The following is an 18,932-nucleotide window of genomic DNA, read 5'->3' as shown; positions in this document are numbered from 1 at the left end:
CTATAGATTACATGCTTTCGCGACCGCCGCGTGCGCCGCCGCGGCCACCCACCAATCGTCCAAACCACGTCGCGGCATCTGGAATCCCCGGCCCCCGCATGACGCAGCCAAAACTTGGCTAAAGTCGTACTTAAAGAGCCTATACGCTGGGCGGACGCGAGAGAATATCTAAGGCAGGGCGGGACACCATGAGCGATCAGGAGCACACCCCTCGGGACTCCGAAGCTGAGCCGAACCACAACGACGCGCAGCCACCGCAGGTTGACCCGTTTCACATGGACGAACCCCAGCTGATTGATCCCGACACCGTGGAGCTTGCCGACGCCCAAGTCTCCCCAGAAACCGTTGAGCCTGAATTGTCAGTCTCCGCCGACGACGTCCAACTGGTCGAACCATCCCTGAACCCGGCAAAAATCAGCGACGACACAGCTCGTGCCGCATCGCTGGAGGAGACCGCGGCCGAGGCCCGCCGGGTTGAGCAGGAAGCGCTCGACGCCGGACAGCTCGTCGCCGGAACCGTCCCCTCCTCCGACCCGGCCTCCCAGATGGCACCGGCGGGCACTGCTCCGGCCGGCGGCGCCGCAGGTGATACTGGCGAGAAGCCGCCCACCCCGGCCGCCGACGCCGCAGAAGTGGACGAGGCCCCAGAAGTTGCTGCCCCGGCCGCCGACGCGCCTGCTGGCGCTGAGGGCGCACCTGATCCTGCTGAGGAGAGCTCAGACCCGATCGAGCGCCCTCTGGACAGCAACGACGCCACCCGCTCACTTCCGAGCTTCGCCGCCGACGCTAAGGCGCCACAGTGGACCCCCGCAGCAACAGATGAACAGCGATGGGACAGCCTCTTCGACGAGACCGAGAACCTCGCCCAGGCGGGAGCCACCCACGATTCGCCCGACACAGCTGAACCCGGAACTGCCACGGCTGACGTTGGCACCGGTCCTGAATCTACCGGCGGTGAACCGTCCGACGCTGAACCGTCCGACACAGCACCGTCCGCTACAGCACCCGCCGAGACCGCACCGTCCGGCTCGGCAACGTCCAACGCGGCAACGTCCAACGCGGTAACGTCCAACGCTGCAACGAAAGGTCCAGGCGCGGAAAGCCCGGTAGCGGCCGGTACCGCCAGCAGTTATCCGGAGGCACCCGACGGGCCGCAGCCCGAGCCCTCCGGAGGCCCCTATGGCCTCCCTCCGGCTGGCACGCACCCCACCCGTCGTGAGGGGCGTGAGGAATCCGGCAAGACCCCTCGCAACCGCAACCTCCTCATCGGTGGGGCGCTGCTCGGCGTGCTGGCCCTGGGACTGCTGATCTGGGGGCTGATCACCCTAATCGGCGGGCTCACAGCCTCGCCTGACCGCGAGCCAGTGGTCAACAGCACCCCCGGCGCCGACGGCATCATCGCCGAGAACGTGCTGCCCCTCGATATCGAGGAAGGCCAGTGCCTCCGCGACTTTGTCGACATCAACAGCGAGTCGACAGTGGTCACCTGCTCAACCCCGCACAACGCCCAGCTCCTGGCTACGGCGTTCTACGCCGAGGCCGACGAGTTCCCCGGGGATGCCGCGCTGGCCCTTCGTGCGCAGGAGGTGTGCGACGGCGTCGACCTCGATGAGGGCACCGCCGCGCGCTACGAAAACCTCGAACTCCTCCGCGTCACGCCGCGTCAGGGCTCCTGGTCCGACGGCGACCGTCGGGTGGACTGCCTGGTGACCAGCAGCGAGGGCAACATCATCAACGACACGCTGATCAGCGAGTAGTCGGCCACGCAGGCCGCCGCAGCGTCTCCACCAGACAGAACCCCCGGCTAGGCAGAAACCTCCCCGGAAACCTCCAGAGCGGCGACGTTGAGACCATCGGCATCGCTGGTGCGGTCCACCAGCACCGTGTCGCCGTCGTTGATGGTTCCCGCGAGGATGCCGCGGGCCAGCCGGTCCCCGATCTCCCGCTGAACCAGTCGACGCAACGGCCTCGCACCATAGGCAGGGTCGAATCCGGTCAACGCCAGCCATTCGCGCGCGGCGTCGGTCACCGAGAGGTTGAGTCGGCGCTCGTGGAGCCGGGAGGCGAGCGACTGGACCTGCAGGTCCACAATGCGGGACAGCTCCTCAAGACTCAGCGCATCGAAGAGCACCACATCGTCCAACCGGTTCAGGAATTCCGGTTTGAAGCTCGCGTTCACCACAGCCATCACGGCGTCGCGCTTCGCCGAGTCTGACAGTGCGGGATCAACGAGGAACTGGGACCCCAGGTTCGACGTCAGGACCAGGATGACATTCCGGAAGTCGACCGTCCGGCCCTGCCCGTCGGTGAGCCGTCCGTCGTCGAGCACCTGCAGGAGAATGTCGAAGACCTCCGGGTGCGCCTTCTCCACCTCGTCCAGCAGCAGGACGCTGTAGGGCCGGCGGCGGACTGCTTCGGTGAGCTGGCCGCCCTCCTCGTAGCCGACGTAGCCGGGAGGGGCACCCACCAGCCGGGAGACCGAGTGCTTCTCGGAGTACTCGGACATGTCGATCCGGACCATTGCGTGTTCGTCGTCGAACAGGAAGTCGGCGAGCGCCTTCGCGAGCTCGGTCTTCCCGACGCCGGTGGGGCCCAGGAACAGGAAGGACCCGGTGGGACGGTCGGGATCGGAGATGCCCGCGCGGGCGCGCCGAACGGCATCCGAGACTGTGGACACGGCCTTGGTCTGTCCGATCAGCCGGGAACCGATGACCTGTTCCATATGCAGCAGCTTCTGGCTCTCCCCCTGCAGCATGCGCCCGGCAGGAATACCGGTCCAGGCTGAGATCACCTCGGCAATGTCGGCGGCCGTCACGTCCTCGGCGACCATGGGCAGCGGGGTGTCCTCCGGCTCGGCCTCCTGCGCTGCGTCGAGTTCGCGCTGCAGCGCGGGAATCTCCCCGTACAGCAGCCGCGAGGCATGCTCAAGGTCACCGTCGCGCTGGGCACGCTCGGCCTGAGAGCGTAGATCCTCGAGGGACGCCTTGAGGTCGCCCATCCGGTTCAGGCCAGCCTTTTCCGCTTCCCAACGGGCGTTCAATGCCGTAAGTTTTTCCTTCTGGTCGGCCATGTCGGCACGCAGGGCATGAAGCCGGTCCTGGGATGCGTCGTCGTTCTCGCCTGCGAGCGCCAGTTCTTCCATGGTCAGGCGGTCCACCGAACGGCGCAGCTGGTCAATCTCCTCCGGGGCTGAATCGATCTCCATCCGCAGCCGGGACGCAGCCTCATCCACCAGGTCGATCGCCTTGTCCGGGAGCTTGCGGCCGGAAATGTACCGGTTGGACAGCGTGGCTGCAGCCACCAGTGCGGAGTCGGCGATGGTGACCTTGTGGTGGGCCTCATAACGTTCCTTCAGGCCACGGAGAATCCCGATGGTGTCCTCAACGCTGGGCTCGCCGACGTAGACCTGCTGGAACCTGCGCTCGAGGGCCGCGTCCTTCTCGACGTTCTTGCGATATTCGTCGAGCGTGGTCGCCCCGATCAGTCGGAGCTCACCCCGGGCGAGCATCGGCTTGAGCATATTGCCCGCATCCATCGACCCTTCGGAGGCGCCGGCGCCCACCACCGTGTGCAGTTCATCGATGAAGGTCACCACCTGGCCGTTGGCGGACTTGATCTCCTCAAGGACAGCCTTGAGCCGTTCCTCGAACTCGCCCCGGTACTTGGCACCAGCGATCATCGACCCCAGATCGAGGCTGATCAAAGTCTTGTCCCGCAGCGATTCGGGAACGTCCCCGGCGACGATCCGCTGGGCAAGTCCTTCCACCACAGCGGTCTTGCCGACGCCGGGCTCGCCGATCAGCACCGGGTTGTTCTTGGTGCGGCGTGACAACACCTGGATGACCCGCCGGATCTCGCTGTCCCGCCCGATCACGGGGTCGAGCTTTCCGGACCGGGCCACCTCGGTCAGGTCGACGCCGAACTTCTCCAGCGCCTGGAAGGTGTTCTCCGGGTCCGGAGTGGTCACCCTGCGGTCGCCGCGAATGCCAGGCAGTGCGGCAGCGAGGGCCTCCCTACTCGCTCCTGCTCCCCGCAGGATGGTGGCTGTTGGCCCGACCCCGGCCGCCACGCCCAGGAGCAGGTGCTCGGTGGAAATGAAGCTGTCGCCGAGCCCCTCTGCCTCCTGCTGAGCGGCCTTGATGGCCTGCAGGGTGTCACGGGAGAACTGTGCCTGCGCCGTGGTTGAGCCCGACGACGACGGCAGGGCCTTGATCGCGGTGCTCGCCCGGACGCTCACGGCGTCGGGGTCTGCACCCGATGCCTTCAGCAGTGCGACTGCCACACCGTCGCGCTGATCCATCAGCGCCTTCAACAGGTGCGCCGGCTCGACCTGGGGGTTCCCCGCGGTCGACGCATTCATTGCCGCAGCGGAGAGGGCTTCCTGGCTTTTGGTGGTGAACTTGGCGTCCATGACTCTTACCTTTCGAACGACTAGACCTTAAGTTGAGTCTACCTCGCTCAACTTCACCGCGGGCGCGGCATAGGGCACGGTTCGCTGACAGCAAACCCCACCGCACCGGCTCCCAGTAGAGCACTCCACCCGTTTCAGGGGTAGGGCCCTAAGCCTCTCTTCCCTGCGAGACCCAGCCCCGGTCGGCACTGCGGTCTCCCACTACCTGGGCGGCCGCACCGTCGAGCACATCCAGGTGAGCCTGGGTGAGGACCACTGACGTGGCGCCAGCGTTCTCATCGATCCGCTGTTGCTTCCGCGTTCCAGGAATGGGAACCACTGGCAGGCCGAACCGCTTGCCCTGCGCAGCCAACCAGGCAAGGGCCACCTGGGCTGCGGTAGCACCGACGTCGGCTGCAACGCCCTGGATGGCCTCAACAACCGCGGCATTGGCCGCCATGGCCTCGGCGCCGAAGCGGGGCACCCGGTGGCGGAAGTCCCCCTCCCCCAGCGAGGTTGCCTGAACGGTGCCGGTCAGGAAACCCCGGCCCAGCGGCGAATACGGGATAAAGCCCACGCCCAGCTGTGCCGCAGCCGGGACCACTAGAGCCTCCACGTCACGGCTCCAGATGGACCACTCGCTCTGGACTGCGGCAATCGGGTGGACCGCGCAGGCCGCCTGGAGCTCGTCGGCGGTCACCTCGGACAGGCCCAGGTGGCGCACCTTGCCAGCGGTCACCAGGTCAGCCATTGCCCCCACGGTTTCCTCAATGGGCACGCTGGTATCCCTCCGGTGCATGTAGTACAGGTCGATCACCTCGGTATCAAGCCGGCCGAGGCTTGCTTCGGCGGCCTCACGGACGTAGGCAGCGTCACCGCGGACCCCCGAATAGCCCTGCGCGGGGCTGCCGATGATCCCGAATTTGGTGGCCAGTTCCACCTCGCCGCGCCGGTGCCGAAGCAACCGGGAAATCAGTTCCTCATTGCTGCCAGCCCCGTAGACGTCCGCCGTGTCAATCAGGGTCACCCCGATATCCACCGCATGATTCAGGGTTGCCAGCGCCTCGTCACTGGGTGATCCGCCATAGACGTCGGTGAGCGCCATACCGCCAAAACCCTGGGCACTGACGGTGAAGCCGGGGGCAAGTTCGATTCGGGAAATAGTCATGATCCCACCCTTAACCCTTGTTCCGGGGGAATCAAGAGCGGGTTGCAGATTGGTCACAATCGCAGCCTAGTCAGGACCTCGCTTGGGGCGCAGGAACCCACTTGATAGCGTTGAGTCGCCCGTCATACCTATAACCGCCCACTTAATTTGTGGGGTGCAGCAGCTCAGGCGTGGCAACAAACAACTGTGAGGCGAATGATGAGTCAAACGATCAAGAATCGGCCGGACTCCCCCGGCGAGCCGAGTTCAGAACCCAACCCAGTGCAACGAACCACTGTAAACAAGACGGTCTTTATCGGCTCGGCCGTTGGCATTCTGGCAATCACTTTCTGGGCCATCATCGCCCCGGCCAATGCTGAAGCCGTCATCGGCACCCTGGTCACCTGGGTCTCAGTCAATATGGGCTGGTACTACTTTCTGATCGTCACCCTGGTGGTCGTTTTTGTCCTGGTCGCGGCGCTCTCCCGGGTAGGGAAGGTCCGGCTCGGACCCGACCACTCCAAGCCCCAGTTCAGCATGTTCACCTGGGCATCGATGCTGTTTGCCGCTGGCATCGGCATCGACCTGATGTTCTTCTCGGTGGCTGAGCCCATCACCCAGTACCTTGCACCTCCCCAGGGCGCCGGCGAGACAGTCGAGGCCGCCCGCCAGGCGATGGTCTGGACCCTCTTCCACTACGGAATCACCGGCTGGGCCCTATACGCCCTGATGGGTCTGGCCCTCGGTTTCTTCGCCTACCGCCACAACCTGCCCCTGAGTATCCGATCCGCGCTGTACCCCATCTTCGGCAAGAAGGTCGAGGGCCCTATCGGACACACGGTGGATATCGCCGCCCTGCTGGGCACCATCTTCGGCATTGCCACCTCGCTGGGCATCGGCGTCGTCCAGCTCAACTACGGGCTCACCCTCATGTTCGGCCTGCCGGAAAACCTCGCGGTCCAGATCGGCCTGATCACCGTCGCCGTTCTGATGGCAGTCGTCTCGACCGTGTCGGGTGTTGAAAAAGGGATCAGACGCCTGTCCGAGCTGAACGTCCTGCTGGCCGCTGCTCTCATGCTGTTCATCCTGATCGCTGGCAAGACCAGCTTCCTGCTCGACGGGATCATCCAGAACACCGGTGACGTGCTCAGCCAGTTCCCCGGCATGACCATGGACACCTTCGCCTATGACCGGCCCGATGCCTGGTTGAGCGGGTGGACGCTGTTCTTCTGGGCCTGGTGGATCGCCTGGGCCCCCTTCGTCGGGCTCTTCCTGGCACGCATCTCCCGCGGCCGCACCATCAGGCAGTTCGTCCTGGGCGTCATGATCGTGCCGTTTACCTTCATCCTCCTGTGGATCTCGATCTTCGGTAACAGCGCCCTCGACATTGTGATGGGCGGCAACGCCGAGTTCGGTGAGGTAGGGATGAACAACCCGGAGCGGGCCTTCTATGGGCTCCTGGAGCAGTATCCACTGGCCCCGCTGATCATTGCGATCGCCACTTTCACCGGGCTGCTCTTCTACGTCACCAGCGCCGACTCAGGCGCGCTCGTGATGGCCAACTTCACCTCCCACCTCAAGGACGCCAACTCCGATGGCCCCAAGTGGCTCCGGGTGTTCTGGGCGCTCGTGACCGGCGCCCTGACCCTGGCGATGCTGTCGGTCGGCGGGGTGCTCACGCTCCAGAACGCCACAGTAGTGATGGGCCTGCCGCTCTCGATCCTGCTGCTGTTCATCATGTACGGGCTGTACAAGGCGTTGCGGGTGGAAAGCTCCCGGATGGACAGCTACCGCTCCTCGCTGCCCGGGATCATCTCCAGCCGGTCCGGTTCCGAGGCCCGCGGCGGCCGCACCTGGCGCCAGCGGCTCACCCATGTCCTGACCTACCCTGGCCGTAAACAGGCCCAGCGGTTCATCGACGAGGTCGCCCGGCCCGCACTCCAGGAAGTCCACGACGAACTCGCCGCCCAGGGAGCCGACGTGACAATTACCTCCGGCAGCGCCGGCCCGGGTGGGGTTGGCCACGTGGACCTGACGGTCAACCTGGGCAGCGAACGTTCGTTCAAGTACCAGGTGTACCCCGTGCAGTACGACACGCCGTCGTACGCAGTGAAGAGTGCCCCCACCACCGACAAGTACTACCGGATGGAGGTCTTCTCCCTCGAAGGCAGCAACGGCTACGACCTGCTCGGCTACACCAAGGAACAGGTCATCACCGACGTGCTGGACCACTACGAGACACACCTCGAATTCCTGCACAGCAACCGTGCAACACCGGGCACGACGGCGATCACCGACGACCATCTGGCCTCCGACAACTGGGAAGCCGACTTCACCAACCCTGAGGAGCGCTCATGAGTACCGCAACACTGTTCATTGATGGCAGCTGGGTGCCAGCCTCGGACGGCGGCACCCGGGAGATCCGCTGCCCCGCCGACGGCACCGCAGTGGGAACGGTCTCGGAGGGGACCGCTGACGACGCCGTGGCCGCCATCGCCGCAGCCCGGCGGGCGTTCGACGGGGGCGTGTGGGCCGCTGTGCCCGCCCCTGAACGCGGCGACTTCCTGCTGAAGGTCGCCGCCCGACTGCAGGAACGCAAGGCCGAGTTTGCCCGCGCCGAAACCCTCGACACGGGCAAGCGCCTACTCGAGAGCGAAATCGACATGGATGACATCATCGGCTGCTTCACCTACTTCGGGAAGCTCGCCGGCCAGAACCAGGGACGACTCGTCGACCCCGGCAATGCCTCGGTGGTCAGCCGGATTGAATACGAGCCGGTCGGCGTGTGCGCGCTGATCTCGCCCTGGAACTACCCGCTGCTCCAGTCAGCCTGGAAGATCGCACCCGCTCTGGCGGCCGGCTGTACCTTCGTACTGAAGCCCAGCGAGCTCACGCCGCACACCTGCATGCTCATGATGGACGTGCTGGATGAGCTGGGGTTGCCGAAGGGGGTCGCGAACCTGGTGCTCGGCGCCGGGGCGACCGTCGGCGCACCGCTGTCCGAGCACGTCGACGTCGACCTGGTGTCCTTTACCGGCGGCCTAGAGACCGGTAAGAGGATCGCCGCAGCAGCATCGGCCACCGTCAAGAAGGTGGCGCTGGAGCTGGGAGGGAAGAATCCCAACATTGTCTTCGCGGACGCCGATTTCGACGCCGCGGTCGACAACGCACTCAATGCAGCGTTTGTTCACTCAGGGCAGGTCTGCTCTGCTGGTGCGCGACTGATTGTCGAGAAACCGATCGCCGAACGCTTCACCGATGAGCTGGTGCGGCGAGCACAGCTGATCCGGCTGGGTGGACCGTTCGACGAGGACGCCGAAACCGGGCCTCTCATCTCCGCAGCCCACCGCGACAAGGTCACCGCCTACGTTCAGAAGGGCGTTGCCGAGGGAGCCAGGCTGCGCTGCGGCGGGACCTGGGGTACCAAGGAGCTGGAGAAGGGCTTCTACTACACGCCCACCGTGCTCGACCAGGTAGAACGCGGCATGTCGGTGGTGGTTGATGAGGCGTTTGGCCCGGTGGTCACCGTCGAGACGTTCAACGGGGAGGACGAGGCGGTGGCGATCGGCAACGACACCCACTACGGTCTCGCCGGTGCGGTCTGGAGCCAGGACGCCGGGAAGTCCCAGCGGGTTGCCCGGCGGCTGCGCCACGGCACCATCTGGATCAATGACTTCCACCCCTACCTGCCGCAGGCCGAGTGGGGCGGTTTCGGCCAGTCGGGCGTAGGCCGCGAGCTGGGGCCAACCGGCCTGGCCGAGTACCAGGAAGCCAAGCACATTTACCACAACATCGATCCGCAGGTCACTGGCTGGTTTGCGGATCACAAAGAGGAGCAGTGACGGTGCCGGACCAGACAACAGAGAACTTCGAGAAGACCGACTTCGACTACATCGTGGTGGGTGGCGGCTCCGCCGGTGCAGCCGTCGCGGCACGTCTCAGCGAAGATCCTGCCGTGGAGGTGGCACTGGTCGAGGCCGGGCCGGACGACCGCGGCGTGGATCAGATCCTCCGCCTCGACCGGTGGATGGAACTCCTTGAATCGGGCTACGACTGGGACTATCCCATCGAACCGCAGGAGAACGGGAACTCCTTCATGCGCCACGCCCGCGCCAAGGTGATGGGCGGCTGCTCCAGCCACAACTCCTGCATCGCGTTCTGGGCGCCACGGGAGGACATCGACGAGTGGGAGACCCGGTTTGGGGCGGAGGGGTGGAACTCCGACACCGCCTACGCACTGTACCAGCGGCTGGAAACGAACGAGGACGCCGGACCTGATGCTCCTCACCACGGCGATTCAGGACCGGTGCACCTGATGAACATCCCGGCGTCGGACCCGTCCGGCAAGGCACTGCTGGACGCGTGCGAGCAGGCGGGCATCCCCCGGGTCCATTTCAACACCGGGGCCACCGTGATCAACGGGGCCAGCTTCTTCCAGATCAACCGGCAAGCGGACGGTACCCGCGCGTCGTCGTCGGTGTCCTACATCCACCCGATCGTGGAACGGTCCAACTTCACCCTGCTCACCGGCCTCCGGGCGCGGGAACTGAGGTTCGACGGCGATAACCGGTGCACCGGGGTCGACGTCGTCGATTCCTCCTTCGGGAGGACGCACACCCTCACCGCACGGTCGGAAGTGGTGCTATCAGCTGGCGCGATCGATTCGCCCAAACTGCTCATGCTCTCCGGGATCGGCCCGGCCGCCCAGCTGGCCGAACACGGCATTGCCGTCCGCGTGGACTCCCCGGGCGTCGGCGAGCACCTGCAGGACCACCCGGAGGGTGTCATCCAGTGGGAAGCCAAGCAGCCGATGCCCGAAACCTCGACGCAGTGGTGGGAGATCGGGATTTTCACCACCACCGAGGAGGGCCTGGACCGGCCGGACCTGATGTTCCACTACGGATCGGTGCCCTTCGACATGCATACGCTGCGGCAGGGGTACCCCACCACCGACAACGGGTTCTGCCTCACCCCGAACGTCACCCACGCGCGCTCACGCGGGACGGTGCGACTGCGCAGCCGGGACTACCGCGACAAGCCGATGGTGGATCCGCGCTACTTTACCGACCCCCATGACATGCGGGTCATGATTACGGGAATCAGGAAGGCACGGGAAATTGTCGCCCAGCCAGCCATGGCGGAATGGGCCGGTCGTGAGCTGTATCCCGGCCAGGACGTGCAGACGGATGAGGAAATTTCCGACTACATCCGCCGGACCCACAACACGGTCTATCACCCGGCCGGCACGGTACGGATGGGAGCGCCCACCGACGACCTGTCGCCGTTGGACCCCCAGCTGCGGGTGAAAGGGGTGACGGGTCTGCGCGTCGCTGACGCCTCGGTCATGCCCGAGCTGACCACCGTGAACCCCAACATCACCACCATGATGATCGGTGAGCGCTGCGCCGACCTGATCAAACAGGCCCGGGCCGACTAGGCACTCCGGGGTTCGTCAGGGCCCGGTTCTTTCTACCCGGCCCTGACGAAACTCGAGACCCGGTTCCGACCCGCTGCCTTGGCCGCGTACAGGGCGTCGTCGGCCTCCTTGAGCAGTTGCCCGCTGCTCACTGGGTGGTCGGCGGTGAAGGTCGAGATGCCAGCACTGATCGTGAGCACCTGGCGCGGGTTGCCATAGTGGGTGATGGCTAGTGCCTCGATGCCTGACCTGATCCGTTCGACAGCGGCTTCAGCATCGGCTGCTCCCTGGTCCGGCAGGATCAGCAGAAATTCCTCTCCACCGTAGCGGTAGACGCCATCGGTATCCCGTGAAAGCAGGGTGAGGCTTCTGGCCACCGCTTTCAACGCCTCATCGCCCGCCGGATGCCCCTGCAGGTCGTTGAAACTTTTGAAGTGGTCGACGTCGCAGAGGGCCAGCGAGTAACGGTTGCCGTAGCGCTGGCTGCGGCCATGCAGCAGCTCCAGGTCCTCAGTGAGTTTCAGCCGGTTGTCGACGTTGGTGAGCGGGTCGGTTCTCGCCTGCCGGGTGAGTTCCTGCCGGTACTTTCCCAACTGTGAATGCAGGGCAGTCACCCGCAGGGCGACCAGAAGCCGGGTACGCAGGGTGAAAGGGTCCAACGGCTTGGTGACGTAGTCATCGGCGCCAGCCTCCATCCCGGCGAGCACATCGTCCTGCGAGCCGAAGGAGGTCAGCAGGACCAGATAGGTGTAGGAGTCATCGGCAACCTTCCGGATCGCCTCACACAGCTCCAGACCGTTCATACCCGGCATCACCCAGTCGGTGACCACGACCTGCGGCTGGTGCAGCTGGAACAGCTCCCACGCGGCGTCGCCGTCCGCCGCCGACAGACACTCGTAGCCAGCCTGTTCCACCACCGCTTTCGCTACCATCAGCGAACCTGGGTCATCGTCCACTACCAGGACCTTCACGGCGCTCCAATCAATGATTCGGCGAGCGCGACGGATACCAGTTCCAGTTCCGCTTCCAGCTCCGCCAGTCTTTCCGGGTGCACCACGGTGTCGGTGCGCGAGGCGCCCTCAAGCTCGGCGCACAACGCAGCAACTCCGTCAGCGCCGATATTCGCGGCAGCGCCCCGGAGCTTGTGGGCGGCGTCGCCCAATCCTGCGCCCCGCTTGACTGCCTCGCGAAGCTCCGCAAGATCACCGGGGACAGCGCCGAGGAAGGCGGCGACAGCAGCGGGCAACACGCCCCACCCATCGTCGGCACCCAGCCCGCGGAGCAACTCCAGCCGCGCAGGGTCCACGACCTCCCGGGGTTCGGCGTGCCGTACGACGACGGCCCCGGGTGCGGGCGCCGCTGGAACAGCCGGGACTGCCGTAGTGGCAGAGGACTCCGCCGGCACCACATCGGCAGGTGTGCTCGCTGAAGGGGTACCCACCCACCGGAGCAGGGTGGTCTGGAGCTGCGTGAGGTCAACCGGTTTGGCAAGGTAATCGTCCATCCCGGCGGCGCGGCAGCGTTCGCGATCCTCGCTCAGCGCGCCAGCGGTCATGGCAATGATCGGCAGATGCGCGCCCCCGCGACCCCTGATAGCCCGGGTGGCTTCAAACCCGTCCATCACCGGCATGTGGCAGTCCATCAGCACGGCCGCGTACGTTTCGTGGGAGGTGGCCTTGACTGCTTCGGCGCCGTCCCCGACCAGGTCCACCCGATAGCCCAGCTTCAGCAGCATCGATTCGGCGACCAGCTGGTTGACCGCGTTGTCCTCCACCACGAGGATGCGGGGGTTCGGCCCATACTGGGCATCCTGCAACTGGACCGTGCGCGAGTGTACGGTTTCCGGCACCGGTTCGGCGTCAGTGTCAGTCATCAGGTGCATCAGGCGGTCGTAGAGCGCCGAGCTGCGGACCGGTTTGGTCAACCATTCCGACACCCCGGCGGCGGCCAACCGGTCACGGTCGATGCGCCCGATCGACGTGAGCAGGATCAGGCGGGTGCCTGCCAGGTTCGGGTGGTTGCTGATTGCCTCGGCCAGGTCGATCCCATTGATATCCGGCATACACATGTCGAGGACAGCGATGTCGAAAGGTTCCCCTGCGTCGGCTGCGGCCAGGAGCCGCTCCAGCGCGACATCGCCGGTCTCAACAGCGACAGTGTTCATCCGCCAGGAGCCCAACTGGGATTCAAGCACCAGCCGGTTGGTCGCGTTGTCATCGACCACCAAGACCCGCAGGTCATCGAGAAGACTGGATTCAGGCGCCGCGACACCCTGCGACCCGGCGAGTGGGAGGGTGAACCAGAAGGTGCTGCCGGCCCCCGGGGTGCTCGCCACCCCGATGGTCCCGCCCATCGCCTCGGTCAGGCGACGGGAGATGGCGAGCCCCAACCCCGTTCCGCCGTACCTGCGGGTAGTTGACGCATCCGCCTGCGCGAACGATTCAAACAACCGCTCATGATCGGTTGCCTCCACCCCGATGCCGGTGTCCTGCACCTCGAAGCGGATCATCGACCGCTGGTCGCCCTGGGGGTCGGCGACATCCACGCTATGCACCCGGATGGCGATCTCACCGGCCGCTGTGAACTTCACTGCGTTCGACAGCAGATTGAGCAGCACCTGCCGGATCCGGCCGGCATCACCGACCAGTTGCTGGGGCACCTCGGGGAGGCAATAGGCAATCAGTTCCAGGTTCTTCCGCCGAGCACCCTCCGCGAGGAGGCCGGCCACCTCATCGATGAGGCTGCGCGGGTCGAAGGATTCCATCTCCAGGTTGATCCGGCCAGCTTCGAGCTTCGAGAAGTCGAGGATGTCATTGATCAGCAGGAGCAGTGATTCTCCGGCGCCCTTGACGCCCTGGGCGTACTGCCGCTGGGTCGAATCCAGGGGTGTGTCCAGGAGGAGCCCCGTCAACCCGATCACCCCGTTCATGGGGGTCCGGATCTCGTGACTCATGGTTGCCAGGAACTCGGATTTCAGCCGGGTCGCTTCCAGGGCCGCTTCCCTGGCGTTGCGCAACTCGGTCTCCGCCGCGCGCCGCTCGCTGATGTCCTGGGCAATGGTGGCGATGCCGCGCATCACTCCGTCAGTGAACACCGGGGACATGGTCATCGCGACCTGCACCACTGATCCGTCGCTGCGCTCGCGCTCCGTTTCGAAACTATGACCTTCGCCGGTGGATTCCACCAGGGCGAGCGCGGCGTCGTTCGCTTCACGCGCCGACGCCGGGACGAAGAAGCCTTGGTCCCGACCGATCGCGTCCGCCGCTGGATACCCGAAGATCCGTTCTGCCCCGGGGTTCCAGCTGACAATCTTCCCGTCTGACGTGGAGCCGATGATCGCGTCGGAGGACGAGGTGACAATCGCGCCGAGACCCTCGAGCTCGGCCGTGCGAGCAGCCACCTGGTCCGCCAGCCCACGGGTCAGCGTCACATTCTCGATGACGATCAGTACCTGGCGGGCCACCAGCAGCACCAGCGCCACCAACCCGATCCCCAGCTGGACCGGGTAGGTGCCGTCAACCACGATGTAGCCCGATACCAGGATCGCGACCACCACCGGCGCATAGGGCAGAAGCTCCAGTCCCACTGCATATCGGTGGCGGTCGCCCTCCTCCTTCGGAGAGCGTGGCACAAACGGGGCGATCGCGATGAGTCCAAAGGCGAGCATCCAGCCGATGGCGAGCGGAGATCCCGTGGACCCCGTTGCGCCCTCAAAGACCAGGCGAACGTAGACGCTGTCAGTAATGGCAATCAGAAGCAGCCCGCCTCCCATGCAGAACCAGCGCAGCCGGTCTCCCACCGGACGCCGGATACCCAGCACGAGCACCAGGGAAATGATGATCACATCGACCACCGGATAGGAGGTGCCGGTGAGCTGCCCGATGAACTCCTGGTCGGAGGACCGGTAGGCGGGTCCAAGAACCGTCGCCCAGCTGATGAACAGCACAGTCGCGGCGATCACCCCGCCGTCGAGCAGTGTATGGAGGCGCGACACGAGGGTTGCTGGCGGGCGGGGGAACAGGAAGAGTGCGGCGGTAGCCGGGATGGCGTAGCCAACGAACCCGAGGTCGGCAATTGAGGGGAAAGGGTAGAGGTGATCGCGGGTGATGCCGAAGTAGGTCCAGGCCAGAACCCCGCTGAACCAGACGAGCATCGCCGTAGCCAACAACCACCAGGCCCTGGCAGATTCCTGATCGCGCCGCGCACCAGCCGCACAGCTGATCGCAGCGGCGAGGCTGAACGCCAGGAGGCTGAGGTTGCCAATGTTCTGGGCCATTGGGGTGCCGCTGTTCGCCGTCAGGTAGCCGCCGATCAGCAGGACCAGCGCAAGCCCACCGCCGACGAGCCACCAGAGTCCGTTCCGCCAACGCATGGCTGAACCCGGTGGTTCAAGGGCGAGAGTGCTCACTTGGATCCTTTCGGAGGCCCGGTAGCGACCTACCGAGCGCTCATCCACCAGGTGATCCTGCAGTGCACTATCGTGCCTCTATAACTTTCTGCCACTGTAACGTCTCGCGGTCCAGGAACCGGGTCCAACCACCAACATGTCACCGATTCGATACCCATATGACCTGCCCGCCGCCACCGCCCTTACTCTGCACCCGCCGTGGCTGAAGACCGGTGGTTCCGGCGACCGCCGACATCGGTGGGTAATAATGACCCCATGGGGAATCTTCGACGCACAACATCAGTGGCAACCATCGCAGCGCTCGCGCTCGCTCTCACCGCCTGCACGGATACCGGCCCGACAGCTGAGGATGCCGCTGCCACCTTCGCCGAAGGACTCACCGCCCAGGACGTCACCGGTTCCACGTTCACTTCCGGTTCGGCAGCAGAGGTCAACGAGGAACTGGCAGCGATCACCGAGGCACTCGATCCGCTCACCCTCGCCGTCTCCGTCGGAGCGGTGGAAACCGCATCCGAGGACGCCGCCACTGTGCAACTGAACCATGTGTGGGACCTGGACGACAGCGACGACGACTGGGCGTACACGACCACCGTGGATCTCTCGCTCGTCGATGACGTCTGGCAGGTGGACTGGGATCCGGCGGTTGCCGTGGATGGATTGGAGCCTGGCCAGGTCCTGACGATGTCCTCGAGCCCGGCGGAGCGCGGGGACATCCTCGGCGCAGACGGCGAGGTCCTGGTGACTGACCGCCCGGTGCTCCGCGTGGGGATCGACAAGACCCAGCTTGAGGCTGACCAGTTGGGCGGATCAGCTGGGGCCCTGGCGGAGCTGGTGGGGGTTGACCCGACCGCCTTCACCGCCCAGGTAGAGGGAGCGGGGCCGGAAGCTTTTGTCGAGGCGATCGTGTTGCGCGATGACGACTCCCGCCCCGTAACCGACGCGGAGCTGGCAGCCGTTCCGGGGGCGCTAGCCGTTCCCGACGAGCTGGCTCTGGCACCCACCCGGACCTTCGCCCGCGAGCTGCTGGGCTCTGTGGGCCTGGCCAGTGCGGAAATGATTGAGCAGTCCGACGGCGAACTGGCGGCTGGCGACGTCACCGGCCTGTCGGGATTGCAACTGCAGCACAACGTTCAGCTCGCGGGCACACCCGGGCTGGTTGTCTCGGCAGTTCCCGCCGAGCAAACCGAGGCGGCCACCGAGCCGGTTGTGCTGTTCGAGAAGGATCCGGTACCAGGGGACCCGCTGAGCATCACCCTCGACCAGACGCTTCAGTCCCTCGCCGAGGGTGTGCTTGAGGATGAGCCGTCGGCGTCGTCAATCGTGGCGTTACGCCCGTCCACTGGAGAAATCCTGACCGTCGCGAACGGCCCCGGCAGCGCCGGCCTGCAGACCGCCCTGCTGGGCCAGTACCCACCGGGCTCAACCTTCAAAGTAGCCACCTCCCTGGCCCTGCTGCGGGAGGGATTCACCCCCGAATCCACCACCCAGTGCACCGAGGAACTCGTTGTGGACGGTAGATCCTTCAACAACGCCAGCACCTACCCGGCAGCGTTCCTTGGCGAAATTCCCCTTCTGCAGACCTTCGCCCAGTCCTGCAACACCGGGTTCATCGCCACCCGCGATGTCGTATCCCAGGAAGAGCTGGCCGGTGCCGCCGCCGACCTGGGCGTGGGAGTCGAAGCCTCCATTGGGATCCCGGCCTTCTTCGGGTCGGTACCCGAGACCGCCGAAGGCACTGCGCATGCGGCCTCGATGATCGGGCAGGGCGAGGTTCTGGTGTCCCCGCTGGCCCTCGCCGTGATGACCGCGAGTGTCGGTGCCGGTGAACGTGTCACCCCCACCCTGCTCGCAGCGGATCCGGCCGGCGATACCGCGAGCGCCCCGGCGGGCGAATCCGACCCGTCACCGTCGCCGGCAGGTACGCCGAGCGCGCTAACCGTCGACGAAGCGGGAACGCTGCGGACCCTCATGGCCGCCGTCGTCGCCGAAGGTGGAGCCACGGTGCTCGCCGACGTGCCGGGGGACCCGGTACTGGCGAAGACCGGCACCGCAGAATTCGGCGATGAGGACCCGCCGCGGACTCACGCGTGGATTGTGGCGCTGCAGGGTGACCTGGCGGTCGCAGTGTTTGTTGAGGAGGGCGAACTGGGGTCCACCTCCGGTGGCCCGCTGATGGACGCCTTCCTGAGCGGCGCCGCCGGCTAGCGTTAGGAAGTGGCTTGTTCGGACCCCATTGCAGGCACTTCTCCTGGTTGCAGCGCCTCTTCGTGGCCTTTCAACACTTCGGGACCCAGGAAAAGAATGTGGGCCCCACTGGGCGATGGGGCCCACATTCGGTCGGACAGTCTATTTATTGGCTAGCGCGTTGGGACCAGCAAGGCCCCTCAATGGATTCGCCCCAAATGGTGCCTGGATTGGTTGTTCCAGCGGCAGCGTTCCGCAGGCGAAGACTGAGTACACCCTCCAGCGGCTAGTGCCCCCGAGGTCACCCGGAGACGAACCACGACTGGGTTAATGGTCATCGGCGTCTGGAATACGGATAGAGGCATAATCCGGGAATACCACAATGCTGTCAGTGCAAAGCCGTCGACCCCCTGCCTCCCATGGCCGGACAGGCTTTCCCACTCTAGGTTGTCTCTCCACACGGCACCCCGTTTTGGTGAATGCTGCGTGACCGATTCACACAGTGGCTCACTGTCCCATCTGGGGGTTGGAAAAAGCTTGTCAATACCCGGCAGCCGTCGGCTCCATCTGAGTTTCCAAGATTTTCCCAAGATTTGCCAAGATTCACTGGCCCGGTGCACATCAAGGATGCATACTCTAACTACAACACAGCTGTTGGGGCGTGACATTGAGGGGTGACATGCCGTGACCACGCCAACAGTCGACGCCGTTCCGGTCGAATTGCTCCCGGCTCGCGTTCTTATTGTCGATGACCACGCGACTTTCGCCGAGCTACTGGCTCAGGCGCTCGTCCGTGAACCCGACTTTATCTGCGTCGGATTCGCTACCGACATTGCGTCCGCAATGGAGCAGTGTGGACGGCTACGCCCTGATGTGGTGGTGATGGATTACCACCTGCCCGATGGCGACGGTATCAGTGCAGCTGAACGACTTCTGGTCCGCGCCCCGGACACCCGTGTAGTGATGTTGACTGGGGATGCTAATTCCCAGTCGTTGACCCGGGCGGCGGAAAGCGGCATCTGTGCTTTCCTCCCCAAAGATGGCTCCCTCAAGACGCTGCTTGAAACACTGCGGCATGCGAGGAACGGCGGAATGATGGTCCATCCCCAACTGGTCACCCAGTTGTGTGCCCGCAAAAGGGCACCAGCACACGCTGCAAGCTTCGCATCGCTTACCCACCGCGAGGTGGAGGTGCTTCGACTCATGGCCGCAGGCAAGGACGTGAGGACAAATGCCAGAGCCCTGAATATCAGCGAGAACACCTGTCGAGGGTACGTGAAGTCAATACTGTCGAAGCTGGGCGCACATTCACAGCTAGAGGCTGTGGCGGTTGCTGGCAAACTGGGGCTACTCCTCAACCGACATGACTAGGAGGAACCGCCCGCGA

At 65.1% G+C, this 18,932-nt stretch carries 10 protein-coding genes; 6 read left to right on the top strand and 4 right to left on the bottom strand.

Annotated features, from left to right (window positions below):
• The first annotated feature begins 188 nt into the window (after positions 1 to 188).
• Positions 189 to 1,757 (top strand): hypothetical protein, encoded by a 1,569-nt coding sequence (locus tag HMI57_RS09470; RefSeq protein ID WP_171585715.1) that lies wholly within the window; start codon positions 189 to 191, stop codon positions 1,755 to 1,757.
• Between the two features lie 47 nt (positions 1,758 to 1,804).
• Here HMI57_RS09470 and clpB read toward each other — a convergent pair whose 3' ends face one another.
• Together clpB and HMI57_RS09460 are read right to left on the bottom strand one after the other, a co-directional pair.
• Complete coding sequence (gene clpB, locus HMI57_RS09465) at positions 1,805 to 4,411, bottom strand: ATP-dependent chaperone ClpB (RefSeq protein ID WP_171585714.1); 2,607 nt, start codon at positions 4,409 to 4,411, stop codon at positions 1,805 to 1,807.
• A gap of 148 nt (positions 4,412 to 4,559) precedes the next feature.
• Positions 4,560 to 5,558 carry an aldo/keto reductase gene (locus HMI57_RS09460; RefSeq protein ID WP_171585713.1) on the bottom strand — a complete coding sequence of 333 codons (999 nt, stop codon included), beginning with the start codon at positions 5,556 to 5,558 and terminating at the stop codon, positions 4,560 to 4,562.
• 195 nt (positions 5,559 to 5,753) lie between these two features.
• Here HMI57_RS09460 and betT point away from each other — a divergent pair, with 195 nt between their 5' ends.
• The 3 genes from betT to HMI57_RS09445 are packed head-to-tail and all read left to right on the top strand — an operon-like array spanning position 5,754 to position 10,974.
• Entirely contained in the window at positions 5,754 to 7,895 is a 2,142-nt protein-coding gene (betT, locus tag HMI57_RS09455; RefSeq protein ID WP_216607297.1) for a choline BCCT transporter BetT, read from the top strand.
• Entirely contained in the window at positions 7,892 to 9,379 is a 1,488-nt protein-coding gene (locus tag HMI57_RS09450) for an aldehyde dehydrogenase family protein (RefSeq protein ID WP_171585711.1), read from the top strand. The genes betT and HMI57_RS09450 overlap by 4 nt, the downstream gene beginning before the upstream one ends.
• Positions 9,380 to 9,381: 2 nt before the next feature.
• Entirely contained in the window at positions 9,382 to 10,974 is a 1,593-nt protein-coding gene (locus HMI57_RS09445; protein ID WP_171585710.1) for a GMC oxidoreductase, read from the top strand.
• Between the two features lie 32 nt (positions 10,975 to 11,006).
• Here the strand turns inward: HMI57_RS09445 and HMI57_RS09440 are convergent, their stop codons facing one another.
• Positions 11,007 to 11,909 (bottom strand): diguanylate cyclase, encoded by a 903-nt coding sequence (locus HMI57_RS09440; protein ID WP_346655179.1) that lies wholly within the window; start codon positions 11,907 to 11,909, stop codon positions 11,007 to 11,009.
• An 11-nt stretch (positions 11,910 to 11,920) separates the two neighbouring features.
• Positions 11,921 to 15,361, bottom strand: a complete 3,441-nt coding sequence (locus HMI57_RS09435; protein WP_346655178.1) for a response regulator — start codon at positions 15,359 to 15,361, stop codon at positions 11,921 to 11,923.
• Between the two features lie 255 nt (positions 15,362 to 15,616).
• On the opposite strand from HMI57_RS09435, the gene HMI57_RS09430 reads away from it, so the two are divergent.
• Both HMI57_RS09430 and HMI57_RS09425 read left to right on the top strand, forming a co-directional pair.
• Positions 15,617 to 17,566, top strand: a complete 1,950-nt coding sequence (locus tag HMI57_RS09430) for a penicillin-binding transpeptidase domain-containing protein (RefSeq protein WP_171585708.1) — start codon at positions 15,617 to 15,619, stop codon at positions 17,564 to 17,566.
• A 663-nt stretch (positions 17,567 to 18,229) separates the two neighbouring features.
• Positions 18,230 to 18,916 (top strand): response regulator transcription factor, encoded by a 687-nt coding sequence (locus HMI57_RS09425; RefSeq protein ID WP_205207934.1) that lies wholly within the window; start codon positions 18,230 to 18,232, stop codon positions 18,914 to 18,916.
• The last annotated feature ends 16 nt before the right edge of the window (positions 18,917 to 18,932 follow it).

This window comes from Arthrobacter sp. 260 (assembly GCF_013116745.1).
Classification (GTDB): Bacteria; Actinomycetota; Actinomycetes; order Actinomycetales; family Micrococcaceae; genus Arthrobacter_D.
Note: the sequence above shows the minus strand (reverse complement) of the source record. Positions and strands in the feature narration are given on the sequence as shown.